Below are 12964 nucleotides of genomic sequence, written 5' to 3'. Positions count from 1 at the left end.
TTTTTTTGGGATAAGGTCAAACAGGGACCACATCCTCAAGGGGTATAAACATGCTGATTTATGTGATTCCGTTTATTTTATTACTGGTGATCGCAATTTTCTTGAAAAAGCGTGAAGCAAGTAAAGAAGCCGAACCAAGCAACAAGAAAACAGCAGCGCCAGCCAAAACCAGTGGCAAGAAAACTACAACTACCAAAAAAGTTGCCCAGAAATCGGTGGTGGTTGAAGAGGTTGTTCCAACACCACAACACTCTACCCCTGTTCCTGTAAAAATCCAAACCAACATTGAAAACCTGATCAAAGAACGTAATTTCTTTGCTGCAGAAGCACAAATTAACCAAGCATTAAAACGTGATAACTCATTGCATGGTTTGTATTTATTCTTGCTTGATATTCATTTACAACAAAAAGATGAATTTGCAATTGATCAATTGCTGAATCATTTACGTTCTTTAGAGCTTGACGATATTCTGTCACAAGCTGAAGCGAAAAAAGCCAGTCATGCACATGAAGATATTGCTGAAAAATCAGCAAATGAAGCGCCGACAGCAGCTCCAAGCAGCTTAGATTTTACTGCACCTGTGAGTACGCCAAATCAAACGGCTTCTTTTGACCAGTTACAGCACGAACTGACCTCAAATAAAACTGCAGAACCTGAAGCAGCTTTAGAATTTGACACCTCATCGTTAAATTTCAGCCCTGCAGCTACACCTGTTGTAGAAAAAGCAGCCGAACCTGAAGTCAAAGCAGAACCTGCTGCACTGGATTTTAATTTCTCACTCGATTCCACAGCAGCAGAAGCAAAAACTGAAGCGCCTGCAATTACAGCTGAACCAAGTGTAAGCCCTGCAGAGGAAGTTAAACCGCTCGACTTCACGTTTGATTTAACACCAAGTCCAGCTGAAACCACAGCAGCACCAGAAACAGCAGCCCCAGAATCAACAGTCAATGAAGCTTCTTCAGTCAAAGCCCCAAGTCTAGACTTCAATTTTTCTACACCAGAAAGCGCATCTGCGGTTGAAGCAAAAGCTGAACCTGCAACGCCTGATTTTAATTTCACATTTGACAGTGCGCCTGCTGAGGAAACCAACCTTCAGCCTGCAATTGAACCTGAAGTCATTGCTGCACCAAGTATTGCACTTGAACCTGCTGCAACCGTTGTCAGCACAGATGTTGATCTAAATGATCCATTGGTGAAATCATTCCCAGACTTATCTCAAGTAGATGAAATTCAGTTGAATTTAGACTTGGCGAGCCAATATGTGGAATTGGGCGCTTATGATGCTGCGAAAGCTTTACTTAGCGAACAAGGCGCAAATTATTCTGCTGAACAACGCCAACGTGCCGATCAGTTACTGAATCAAATCGCTTCTTAATTCAAATCAGATTAAGATAAAGCAGTCATTCTTGACTGCTTTTTTTATGATGAAAAAAATTGCGTTAATCTATATGGGCGGCACTTTTGGCTGTGTCGGTGAACCACTAAGCCCAATGCCTGCGGAGCAATTTCTGCCACGCTTGGCACAGGTCTTACCCCTAAATTTAGAGATTGAATGCTTTGTTGCCCCTGTCATTAAAGACAGTAGTGCCTGCACAGCCGCAGACTGGTTACAGCTCATTCAATATATTCAAAAATTACAACACGATGATTTTCAACATTTCGTTATTTTACATGGCACCGACACCCTCAGCTATGCCAGCGCAGTCTTGGCACGTTTTTTAGCGCAAAGTACCCATGTCATTCTCACGGGTAGCCAATATCCCTTACTCAATGCACAAGGCACAGATACCCGTGAATTTAGTGATGCCTTGGACAATCTAAATTTTGCTTTACAACAGATTCATCAAGTGACTCAGGGCGTATATCTCGCCTTCCATCAGCAACTGATTCATGCCGCAACGGCACTGAAACAACACACCACCGAGTTAAATGCATTTACAGGTCAGTCTGCTTTGGTTTACACGGAGAACAAATCGCAGAATGAGCCAGCATTCAACATTAGCACTCAACATATTGAAAAAGCCCAGCACTTTAACTGCCTGAACTGGATGTTACAGCCAATTGCCATTTCCGCTTTGGTCGATAATTTAAAAGCCTTACAGCAACAGCCACCACACTGCCTCATTTTACAGAGTTATGGTACAGGCAATATGGCCGTCAATGCCGAAGTGATTGAGTTAATTCAGGCCTTACAAGCTCAACAATGTGCCGTGATTCTCACCACCCAAGTCACTTTTGGTGGCATGCAACAACGCTATGCGATCAGCCAGTGGTTACAGGACAGTAAAATTTTAATCAGTGATTGCCAAAGTCACGCAGATCTTTATGCCAAAGCCTTAAAAATGTATTTACAATACGACAGCCTTGCACAGTGGTATGCGCATTGGCAGTCTTCAGTGTGATTTGAGGTGATTATGCAGCGTTTTGCAATCGGAATTGAGTTTTGTGGCATTCGGTATCGGGGTTGGCAAACCCAGCAAGCAGGCGTACCTAGTGTGCAGGAAACCATTGAAAAAGTTCTGAGCAAAATTGCCGATGAACCCATTATTTTACATGGTGCAGGACGTACCGATGCAGGCGTGCATGCAACCAATATGGTGGCACATTTTGATACGCATGCCATTCGCCCTGAACGCGGTTGGTTGATGGGTGCCAACAGCCAACTACCCAAAGACATTGCAATTCAATGGATTAAAACGATGGATATGGACTTCCATGCTCGTTTTAAGGCTCAGGCACGGCGTTATCGCTATGTCGTGTATAACAATCCACAACGCCCTGCCTTGCTGCACAAACAAGTCACTCACGCTTATTATCCCTTAGATGTCGATAAAATGATTGCGGCTGCGCAGAAATTTGAAGGGACACATAATTTTGAAAGCTTTCGTGCCGCAGCGTGTCAGTCCAATCAGCCTGTCCGTCATGTCAGCCATTGCCGCTTAATTCGTCACGGCAATTATTTAGTGTTAGATATTCAAGCCGATGGTTTTTTACATCACATGGTTCGCAATATCATGGGTTGTCTATTGGAGATTGGACAAGGTTTATATGACATTGCGCATATTGACCAAATTTTTGCAGCTCAAGACCGTAAAGCAGCAGGAATTACCGCCCCACCCGATGGCTTGTATTTTATTCAGGCACACTATCCTGAACAGTTTGATTTACCGAAAGTTCCCTTAGGGCCACATTGGTTAAATATGCCGGAATAATTTAATCCCTTCCGACCTCCCTTTTCCAAAGAGAGGAGCTCCATTTCGAGGCTTTAAAACGAAAGTCCCCCTTTGAAAAAGGGGGATTTAGGGGGATTCTGTTTAGGAAAGGTTTTAAATTTTCAAACTTAACGCTGCTTGCGCTTTCTATATTCCACTGGGGTTTCATTGGTCCAGCGTTTAAAGGCACGATAGAACGTACTTGGCTCTGAAAAACCCGTTAAGTACACAATCCGCTCCACGCTTTCATTGGTATTCGATAATAATCGTTTAGCCAGACGACAGCGATAATCGGACAGAATTTGCTGAAAACTGGTATTGGCTTCGCTCAATTGGGTACGCAAACGGCGTGGCGTGATATTCAATTGTGCCGCCACTGTTTCTAGTGTCGTTTCTCCACTTTCTAAGGTCGAACCAATGGCACGGCGCACTTCACCAACCAAATCATAACGCGCCAGTTCCTGCAGTTTTTCCAATGCCAACTGTTCGTGTAATTGCAATAACTCAGGTTCTGCCTGCCACAGTGGATAATCCAAAATACTCGGATCAAAATACAAACGCGTTTCTTTCTGCCCCAAACTCACAGGACATTCAAAGACACGGAAATATTCATCATCTGCAGCACCATCACTAAAGTTAAAGTCAATATAAATAGGCTGAAAACGACCTTCGGTAATGAATTTAAAGAAGCGTAAAACACCCGACATGGCGCATTCAGAAAAATGACGATTGACGATATTTTCTGACCACGGCTGCACGCCATTGGTTAAATAGCAGCGTCCATCTTCCACCACCAATTTGGCATCAAAAGCATCACTAATCAGGCGTTGATAAGCCAAAGCACGTTTTAGGCCTTCACCAAAGTTTTCTGAAGAAATAAACAAATGTTCAATCACTTGCCCGCGATAAAGTGGCAAATGCTCCCCCAGATGTAAACCAATATCAGGGTCTTTACTGACTTCCTCAGCCGCAACCCAAAACGCATATTGTGCATTTAAAGGCGTACGCTCATTGGCTTCGACCTGATTTAAGGCCACACCTGCTTTTGTTAAAATATCTTCGGTTGGCAACCCCGCACGACGAATCGCTTGGTAGCCTAAACGCAATACAACCGATGCATCAGTTAGCTGACCCACGCAAAAACCTTCCTTGTATGTACTTCATTTATACTTAAAAAGATTGAAATTAGATTAACTGCGATTGACCGAACTGACAACCTACCCAAGCCCATTTTTACAGAAAAAGTATAAACCGATGATTCGCTTATTTTACTAACAGATGCGCTGTGTATAGGGTAAAGCATCTTGTTTTTTTCAGAAAAATTGCCTATAATTTGCGCCTTTCCAATTTGATACTCAGGTAGGCTATGGCCAATAAAGAGGAACTCATCGAGTTCGAAGGCGTTGTCACCGAAACGCTTCCTAATACTATGTTTCGTGTACGTTTAGAAAACGGTCATGAAGTGATTGCTCACATTTCTGGTAAAATGCGTAAACACTATATTCGTATTTTAACAGGCGACAGTGTGAAAGTTGAAATGACACCTTACGACTTAACCAAGGGTCGCATCACTTACCGCGCACGCTAAGTTTTAGAGTAAGCTAAAGCCACTTTCGGAGTGGCTTTTTTACGTTCACTTAAAAAAATTCTGTTTAGCCTTTAATTCGTCCCCGCCGCTTATCGAATCACCACATTCTTTTCTTGCATTGCCTTCTACAATAAAGTTTTGAGCAAGGGAGAAAAAGCATGTTATTTCGATCCTGCGTTGCTTGTATAACAGGTCTTTTTGCGCTCAGTTTAGTGGCGTGTAGTAGTAATCCACCGCATTCCACTTTAAACCGCGATGCGTATTTACAGCAATTTATTGGTCAATCTAGCCAATATATCCTGACCCATTTGCAATTAAGCCAAATTGGCTATCAACAGCTTGGTACAGCTCAAGCTACCCCTCAATTGCTACATTACCGTATCATTCGTCCTGTACGTGTTCCGATCCCTATGGCGCAGCATCCCACTACAGGTATTGGTGCTGTTCCGTTAAATATCGGTATCCCGAGTCATGAAAGTTACGATGTTGCACTGACTTGTGATTTGTATTTTCGCCTACAGCAGGGTATTGCTACCGCAGTGTATGTTTCGGGACAACGCTGTTAAGTCTCCTAGCTAAAACACTCTGAAAGTACAAAACCAATAAAAAAACGCAGCCCGAAGACTGCGTTTAATGATTTGATTTTGAGCTGTAAGCGATAGGTTAAATCGCTTAAATTTTTAGTTGAGTGCCGTAACGACTGCTTGACCCATTTCAACAGTACCAACTTTATTCATGCCTTCAGACATAATATCGGCAGTACGTAAACCTTGATCTAATACATTGCCTACTGCATCTTCAATGGCTTTTGCTGCCGCTTCTTCGCGGAAGGTGTAACGTAGCATCATTGCCACAGAAAGAATGGTTGCCAATGGGTTTGCCAAGTTCTGACCTGCGATATCTGGCGCTGAACCATGACAAGGCTCATACATACCCTTACCGTTTTCGTCTAAAGATGCAGATGGCAACATACCAATAGAACCTGTCAACATCGCCGCTTCATCAGACAAGATGTCACCAAACAAGTTACCTGTCACCAATACGTCAAATTGTTTTGGCGCGCGTACCAATTGCATCGCTGCGTTATCGACATACATGTGCGACAAGTTGATTTCTGGGTACTGTTCTGCATGTAACTGAGTCACAGTTTGCTTCCACAATTCAGTCACTTCCAGTACGTTGGCTTTATCTACCGAACATACTTTACCGCCACGCAATTTCGCCATTTCAAACGCTACTTTTGCAATGCGTTTGATTTCTGACTCAGCATATACGTCGGTGTTAAAACCTTGTTTTTCACCGTTTTCTAATTCACGAATACCACGTGGCTGACCGAAATAGATACCACCCGTCAATTCACGCACGATTAAGATATCTAAGCCCGATACAATTTCAGGTTTTAAGCTTGAAGCATCTGCCAATTGTGGATACAAAATTGCAGGACGTAAGTTCGCAAATAAATTGAGTTCTGAACGCAATTTTAACAAACCACGCTCTGGACGGATTGAGCGCTCAATGTTGTCCCATTTTGGACCACCAACTGCACCCAATAAAATTGCATCGGCTTTTTTCGCTTGCTCAGATGTTACTGCTGGGTACGGTTCACCATGTGCATCAATTGCAGAACCACCCAATAAACCTTGTTCCCAAGTCAAACCCAAATTGAATTTTTCATTGACACGTGTCAGCACTTGTTCAGCAGCTTTCACAATTTCTGGACCAATGCCGTCACCAGCTAAAATCAAAATATGTTTTGACATGAGAGTTTCCATTGTTCATGACAGTCAAAGACTGTGGGATTAAATTTTTTGTTCTACAAACTCACCCAAGCCATTTAAGACATTGTAGGGTTTGCAAAAACGTCGAATGGTTTTGTTGTTTTGCACCAAATCTACACATAAAGGATCTGGCGCAGACACATTTAATAAGCTGCCTTTAGTACGACTTCGATCACGATACATTCTAAAGGTATATTTTTGCCTGGCATTAAACTTATGAATTACATGCAGTTTTTCTGCACGATCTTTAGAAATGGGATAAAAGCGAATCACCAATTCATGTTGTTTAGGCGGTACAGATAAATACAAGGCATTGGATTTATTTAAGGATGATTCCTGTAAACGTACCAAACCCTCCTGAATGGCAGCACGTGTAACACGATGTTTTTCTGCATCGAAAATTGTGACCGTATTTAAACGCTCAAACTCACAATCATCTGTACCCGCACAGTAAATCAGTGCATTGGATTTGCTTTGTTCAGTTTCTTTCACCTGTTTAATGCGTGCTGTATTCCACGTTTGGCATGCGCTTAGCGTGGTGATACATAATCCAATGACAGCAAGCCGACCGAAAATTTTAGTCATTGTTCGCGCCCAACCTCACCTGTTAGATACAAAATATAAAAATTATTATGTGCCGATGTTAGCAAGAGTTAGGCAGCGATGCTATGACAAATTTCAGCGAATTTATGCCTGAATTTCGGCAAAAACCCACGGACGCGACTGCTTGGTTTTCTCTTCATAAGCACGAATGTCATCGGCTGCTTGTAATGTTAAGCCAATATCATCCAAACCATTCAATAAACAGTGCTTACGGAATGGATCTACTTCAAATTTAAATGCCGTACCGCTTGGTGTGCGTACTTCTTGCGCGTCTAAGTCGATGGTTAATTGATAGCCTTCAGTCGCCGCACATTCTTTAAATAATTGCTCGACCTGCTCTTCAGACAAGATCACAGGCAACATGCCGTTTTTAAAGCAGTTATTGAAGAAAATGTCGGCAAAACTTGGCGCAATAACGGTACGGAAACCATATTCATTCAACGCCCAAGGCGCATGCTCACGGCTTGAACCACAACCAAAGTTGGCACGTGAAATTAAGATTGAAGCACCCTGATAACGCGGCTGATTCAATACAAACTCAGTATTAATCGGACGTTTTGAGTTGTCCTGACCCGGATAACCTTCATCTAAATAACGCAATTCATCAAATAAGTTATCGCCAAAACCAGTACGTTTGATCGATTTCAAAAACTGTTTTGGAATGATTAAGTCTGTATCGACATTGGCACGGTCTAATGGTGCAACGATACCTTGTTCAACGGTATATTTTTTCATGTTTAATTCTCACTGAATCCGTAACCTCTCCCTTGCCCTCTCCGATAATGAGAGGGAACGCCTTCTCTCAGAGAGAGGGTGGGATGAAGGCATAACTTAGAATGAACGTACGTCTACAAAATGACCTGCGATGGCTGCTGCAGCTGCCATTGCTGGACTCACCAAATGGGTACGACCACCATTACCTTGACGACCTTCAAAGTTACGGTTTGAAGTCGATGCACAGTGTTCACCCGGTTGCAATTTGTCTGCGTTCATTGCCAAGCACATTGAACAACCTGGTTCACGCCATTCAAAGCCTGCTTCTACAAACACTTTGTCTAAGCCTTCTTGTTCCGCTTGTTGCTTAACTAAACCAGAACCTGGAACCACCATCGCCTGTTTAATACTTGCTGCAACTTTACGACCTTTAATCACTTCAGCGGCTGCACGAATATCTTCAATACGCGAGTTGGTGCATGAGCCAATAAATACGCGGTCTAATTGAATATCTGCCAAAGACTGACCTGCAGTTAAGCCCATATATTGATAAGCACGCGTCCAGTCATTGCGCTGTACATCATCTTTCGCCTGCTCTAAAGTTGGTACGGCTTGTGATACTGGAATGACCATTTCAGGTGAAGTTCCCCAAGACACTTGCGGCTCAATTTCTTCGCCTTGTAATACCACTACGGTGTCAAAGTGCGCGCCTTCATCTGAGTGTAAAGTATTCCAGTAAGCAACTGCTGCATCCCATTGCTCGCCTTTTGGTGCATAGTTACGACCTTTCACGTATTCAATGGTTTTGTCATCCACAGCGACCATACCTACGCGCGCGCCTGCTTCAATCGCCATATTACATACTGTCATACGTCCTTCAATCGACATATCACGGAATACTTGACCACCAAACTCAATCGCGTGACCTGTACCGCCTGCAGTACCAATTTTACCAATGATCGCTAAAACGACATCTTTCGGTGTAACACCTTGACCTAATTTGCCATCTACACGCACTAGCATGTTTTTCATTTTCTTTTGAACTAAGCATTGGGTTGCTAATACGTGTTCAACTTCAGACGTCCCAATACCATGCGCTAAACACCCAAATGCACCGTGAGTCGCTGTATGTGAGTCACCACAAACTACGGTCATACCTGGCAAAGTTAAGCCCTGCTCAGGCCCAACCACGTGCGCAATCCCCTGACGGATGTCGTTGATGTCAAACTGCACCACGTTAAAGGTTTTACAGTTGTCATCTAAAGTTTGTACCTGAATACGTGAGGTATCATCTTCAATACCTGCAATACCGTCTGCACGTTCTTTCTTAGACGTTGGTACGTTATGGTCAGGCGTTGCCACGTTGGCACTTAAACGCCACGGCTTACGTCCTGCAAGTTGCAAACCTTCAAAGGCTTGTGGAGAAGTCACTTCATGCAATAAATGACGGTCGATATACAATAAAGCCGAGCCATCATCACGTTGAGTGACCAAGTGATCATCCCACAATTTGTCGTACAAAGTTTTTGCAGCTGGATTTTGTGCTTGTTGGTTTTCGCCTGCCATGTCAGATCTACTCCACTGGACTGGGTAATTTTTTCATTAATTTGATTATAACCGCGAATTTGTATAAATCTAATTTATCATTTTTATTAATTTAAAAACTTTTAGGAATTTCTAGCAAAATAATTTTTATTGATTCATCACGACCTGCCTATAAGCAAAAACAAATAGATGCTTAAAATTTTGACCTTATAATCTTTCTATTAAAATCTAATTTTCCAATCAAAATTACAAAATTATTCGTTTTTACAAATTAAATAAGAATGATTATCCTTTAGCTATCCACACAGAAAATGATCAAAGCAGCATAAGGAGTATTCACATGAGCCATATTCAAAAATTTGTCGCCAACAATCAACGCATGTTCAAAAAAACTTTAAGCTACTACATCATGCACATCACCGTGGCGATGGTGGTCGGTTATATAGTCACAGGCAATATTTGGATGGCCATTACCTTAAGTTTGGTCGAACCGACAGTACAAGCTGTTGCGTATTTCATTCACGAGCGGATTTGGGAAAAGAAAGCACAAACGCAAGATTCTAAAATTATCGCTTAATGGTTTTATAGATTCTGCTTGTGAATATTCCATTTCAGTTTGAGATCATCTTGGTTGCAGCCCACGATGATCTTTTTTTATCTCTGCTGTATCTCTACAAGATCATCCCGGATGCATAGTTTAAAAATAAGTAGAATTTGTTTTGATTAATTCTAATTTTTTCTAAATAATAAGCACAGTAATAAAAAATCTTTATGGATGGTGCAAATGAATCTTGCAGCCTTTGAAGCCTTTGTTAAAGTCATGGAAACAGGTTCTATTTCTTTGGCAGCAGATCAGTTATTTATTACCCAACCTGCGGTGACCAAACGTATTCACAGCCTAGAAGACTATTTTGGCGTGAAACTGTTTGAATCAGCAGGTCGTGGAGTGCAAGCCACGCATGCAGCACATTCATTATTACCCAAAGTCAAAAACTGGCTGAATGAACTGGGCGATATTCACCACACTCTCAGTCATGAGCAAGGACAGGTTCAAGGCAAACTGAAAATCGGCACCAGTCACCATATTGGTTTGCACCATTTACCCAATCATTTACGTGAATATGTACAGGAATTTCCCAACGTCACGTTAGATGTGCATTTTGTCGACTCAGAACAGGCACATGAACAAGTTTTGGCAGGCGATTTAGAACTGGCTTTTCTGACCTTACCGCCCAAATTAGATGAACGTCTGTCTTATGTCACCATTTGGAATGATCCATTGGTGTTTGTGGTCGCATCTTTTCATCCGCTTGCACATCAGAAAAACCTGCAATTGACCGATTTACTCGCCTACCCTAGTTTGTTGCCTGCCGCGCAAACCTATACCAGTCAAATCACTTTGGCAGAGTTTGAAAAGCAAGGTGTTAAACCTAAAGTCACCATGAGCAATAATCCGCTAGAATCTATTCGGATGTTGGTGTCAATTGGTTTGGGATGGTCTGTTTTACCTAAAACTTTGGTCAATCAAGACTTACAACAGTTAGATATTGACTTAGAAATGAACCGTCAATTAGGCATGGTATGGCATCCGGGACGAACGCAATCACGCGCTGTTTTAGAATTGATTGAGATGATGAAACACTAAAAGATTAATCGTTTCTTTTGAATGAAAAACACCCTCAGACACGATTGTACTGAGGGTGTTTTTTTATTGGCTCAACTTGGACACAAGTGAAGTCTTAACGACTCACCGAATCTTCATGCAAAGATTCATTCAATTGGTCTACCACAATTGCCCATGAACCATCCGATTTCATTTTTTCGACGATAAACTGACGCTGTGCTTCCGTCCAAAATTCTGCCTCGGCAATTGTTGTTTCTGCATTCAATTGATGCGTTTCAATAAATTGCTGAATCGCAGCTTCACTGGCATCCAAACCCAGTTGTTCAAATAAATGTGTCATTCTTGGGCGTACACCACTCATTTTTTCACTCCTGATCATTTTTAATTCTTGTCTTACCTTAGCATGCCTATTCTAAAAATGAATGACATAATCCAACATTGCAGCAAATAAAAACAAAACAGAAACAAGCGACTAGTTACACCTGATACAGCAACAATTGCACTAATCTAAGCTTTAAATTGACCAGTCCTGCACATCCCACCCTTGCTCTTCCGCCAAAGCCTGTAAACGTGCATCTGGGTTTACCGCAATGGCATGATCGGCATATTCCAGCAAGAAACGGTCGTTAATGGAATCTGAATACGCCCAAGACTCAGTCACATCGCGGCCTTCTAGCCATTGCTCCAAACGCACTAATTTGCCTTTTTGGTAACATGCGGTGTTAATCACTTTGCCTGTATATTTACCATCGACTACTTCCGCATTGGTGGCAATAATTTCAGTAATGCCAAATTCACGAAAAATAGGTGCTGTAATAAAGTCAGAAGTTGCGGTGATGCCCACCAATTCATGTCCTAAAGCCTGATGACGCTGAATTGCTTTAAAACCTTCAGGACGCATTTGCGGACGAATCACCTTTTGCATAAATAATTCATGCAAATCTGTGAGGTACTGATTGTCGTGCTGGGTTAAAAACTCAAATACAAATTCGTTATATGCAATTGGGTCGAGTTGCCCTGCTTTGTAGTCTTCATAAAACTTGTCGTTCATGGCGCGATGGCGAACAGGATCGACCAAGCCCTCACTTACCAAAAACTCACCCCAAGAATGATCTGAATCAGTATTTAACAAGGTGTGATCGAGATCAAATAGCGCCAATTTCATGAAAATACTCGTAAAAACTGAAATTTAAGAAAAAAATTGTAAATCTATCTCCGCTAGTCGATAGAAATTCGTTAAGATCATAGCAATTTTAACATTATTTACACTTTGCGTTTTCGAGTTGGAGAAAAGAAATCATTATCCCCGAGTGCAAAGTCATAAATTAAACAATATTTAGGTAGCCAAATGATCGACTCAGAAGGTTTCCGACCCAATGTCGGGATCATTTTGGCAAACGAGTTTGGACAAGTTCTATGGGCAAAACGCATTGGTCACAATGCATGGCAATTTCCACAAGGAGGTATCCAATATGGAGAAACCCCTGAACAGGCACTTTATCGTGAGCTGAGAGAAGAAGTTGGCTTACTGCCCGAACACGTCCAAGTTATCGCGCAAACTAAGGGTTGGCTGCGTTATCGTTTGCCACATCGGTATATACGCACGGATTCGGATCCCGTATGTATTGGTCAAAAACAGAAGTGGTTTTTATTGCAACTGACAGCGTCAGCGCATCATATTCGGCTGAATTTGTCAGACCCACCCGAATTTGATCAATGGCAATGGGTCAGTTACTGGTATCCGCTTGGTCAGGTTGTCAATTTTAAACGTGACGTCTACCGTAAAGCGATGGTGGAATTGTGCAATCAATTGCCCCTGAAAAAACCTTAAAATTTGCATGAAGATGTAGATTTTTTAGCTTATTGTTATAGGGTCATCTGTGGTGTAAAACTGACCTC

Annotated in this window: 15 protein-coding genes; 8 read left to right on the top strand and 7 right to left on the bottom strand. The window is 42.1% G+C overall.

From position 1 onward, the window contains the following. The first annotated feature begins 50 nt into the window (after positions 1 to 50). The 3 genes from F947_RS12160 to truA are packed head-to-tail and all read left to right on the top strand — an operon-like array spanning position 51 to position 3213. Positions 51 to 1376, top strand: a complete 1326-nt coding sequence (locus F947_RS12160) for a hypothetical protein (RefSeq protein ID WP_004976110.1) — start codon at positions 51 to 53, stop codon at positions 1374 to 1376. 46 nt (positions 1377 to 1422) lie between these two features. After that, positions 1423 to 2403, top strand: coding sequence for an asparaginase (locus F947_RS12155; protein ID WP_004976109.1), 981 nt, complete (start codon positions 1423 to 1425; stop codon positions 2401 to 2403). Between the two features lie 12 nt (positions 2404 to 2415). Then, positions 2416 to 3213: a tRNA pseudouridine(38-40) synthase TruA gene (gene truA / locus F947_RS12150; RefSeq protein ID WP_004976106.1), complete on the top strand. Its 798-nt coding sequence runs from the start codon at positions 2416 to 2418 to the stop codon at positions 3211 to 3213. Between the two features lie 128 nt (positions 3214 to 3341). Here the strand turns inward: truA and F947_RS12145 are convergent, their stop codons facing one another. Beyond that, positions 3342 to 4349 (bottom strand): AraC family transcriptional regulator, encoded by a 1008-nt coding sequence (locus F947_RS12145; protein ID WP_004976104.1) that lies wholly within the window; start codon positions 4347 to 4349, stop codon positions 3342 to 3344. Between the two features lie 230 nt (positions 4350 to 4579). Here F947_RS12145 and infA point away from each other — a divergent pair, with 230 nt between their 5' ends. Continuing rightward, the gene (gene infA / locus F947_RS12140; RefSeq protein ID WP_001284370.1) at positions 4580 to 4801 is read left to right on the top strand and encodes a translation initiation factor IF-1; all 222 of its coding nucleotides are present in this window, start codon (positions 4580 to 4582) and stop codon (positions 4799 to 4801) included. Positions 4802 to 4959: 158 nt separating this feature from the next. Beyond that, positions 4960 to 5367, top strand: a complete 408-nt coding sequence (locus F947_RS12135; protein ID WP_004976100.1) for a hypothetical protein — start codon at positions 4960 to 4962, stop codon at positions 5365 to 5367. Between the two features lie 114 nt (positions 5368 to 5481). Here F947_RS12135 and leuB read toward each other — a convergent pair whose 3' ends face one another. The 4 genes from leuB to leuC all read right to left on the bottom strand — a co-directional run bounded on the left by leuB (position 5482) and on the right by leuC (position 9462). Beyond that, the gene (leuB, locus tag F947_RS12130; protein ID WP_004976098.1) at positions 5482 to 6561 is read right to left on the bottom strand and encodes a 3-isopropylmalate dehydrogenase; all 1080 of its coding nucleotides are present in this window, start codon (positions 6559 to 6561) and stop codon (positions 5482 to 5484) included. Positions 6562 to 6600: 39 nt separating this feature from the next. Further along, complete coding sequence (locus tag F947_RS12125; RefSeq protein ID WP_004976096.1) at positions 6601 to 7164, bottom strand: hypothetical protein; 564 nt, start codon at positions 7162 to 7164, stop codon at positions 6601 to 6603. A gap of 102 nt (positions 7165 to 7266) precedes the next feature. After that, positions 7267 to 7917: a 3-isopropylmalate dehydratase small subunit gene (gene leuD / locus F947_RS12120; RefSeq protein ID WP_004976094.1), complete on the bottom strand. Its 651-nt coding sequence runs from the start codon at positions 7915 to 7917 to the stop codon at positions 7267 to 7269. Positions 7918 to 8013: 96 nt separating this feature from the next. Then, on the bottom strand, positions 8014 to 9462 hold the full coding sequence (gene leuC / locus F947_RS12115) for a 3-isopropylmalate dehydratase large subunit (RefSeq protein ID WP_004976092.1): 1449 nt from the start codon (positions 9460 to 9462) through the stop codon (positions 8014 to 8016). Between the two features lie 319 nt (positions 9463 to 9781). Between leuC and F947_RS12110 the strand changes: the two genes are divergently transcribed. Next, the gene (locus tag F947_RS12110; protein ID WP_004976091.1) at positions 9782 to 10018 is read left to right on the top strand and encodes a DUF2061 domain-containing protein; all 237 of its coding nucleotides are present in this window, start codon (positions 9782 to 9784) and stop codon (positions 10016 to 10018) included. Between the two features lie 207 nt (positions 10019 to 10225). Beyond that, complete coding sequence (locus F947_RS12105; protein WP_004976089.1) at positions 10226 to 11086, top strand: LysR family transcriptional regulator; 861 nt, start codon at positions 10226 to 10228, stop codon at positions 11084 to 11086. Between the two features lie 94 nt (positions 11087 to 11180). Here the strand turns inward: F947_RS12105 and F947_RS12100 are convergent, their stop codons facing one another. Continuing rightward, entirely contained in the window at positions 11181 to 11426 is a 246-nt protein-coding gene (locus F947_RS12100) for a DUF2789 family protein (RefSeq protein ID WP_004976087.1), read from the bottom strand. Between the two features lie 153 nt (positions 11427 to 11579). After that, positions 11580 to 12230 (bottom strand): HAD family hydrolase, encoded by a 651-nt coding sequence (locus F947_RS12095; protein WP_004976085.1) that lies wholly within the window; start codon positions 12228 to 12230, stop codon positions 11580 to 11582. A 183-nt stretch (positions 12231 to 12413) separates the two neighbouring features. Here F947_RS12095 and F947_RS12090 point away from each other — a divergent pair, with 183 nt between their 5' ends. Next, on the top strand, positions 12414 to 12896 hold the full coding sequence (locus F947_RS12090) for an RNA pyrophosphohydrolase (RefSeq protein WP_004976084.1): 483 nt from the start codon (positions 12414 to 12416) through the stop codon (positions 12894 to 12896). Positions 12897 to 12964 lie beyond the last annotated feature (68 nt).

Origin of the sequence: Acinetobacter towneri DSM 14962 = CIP 107472 (assembly GCF_000368785.1) — a bacterium.
In the GTDB taxonomy this organism is placed as follows: Bacteria; Pseudomonadota; Gammaproteobacteria; order Pseudomonadales; family Moraxellaceae; genus Acinetobacter; species Acinetobacter towneri.
Note: the sequence above shows the minus strand (reverse complement) of the source record. Positions and strands in the feature narration are given on the sequence as shown.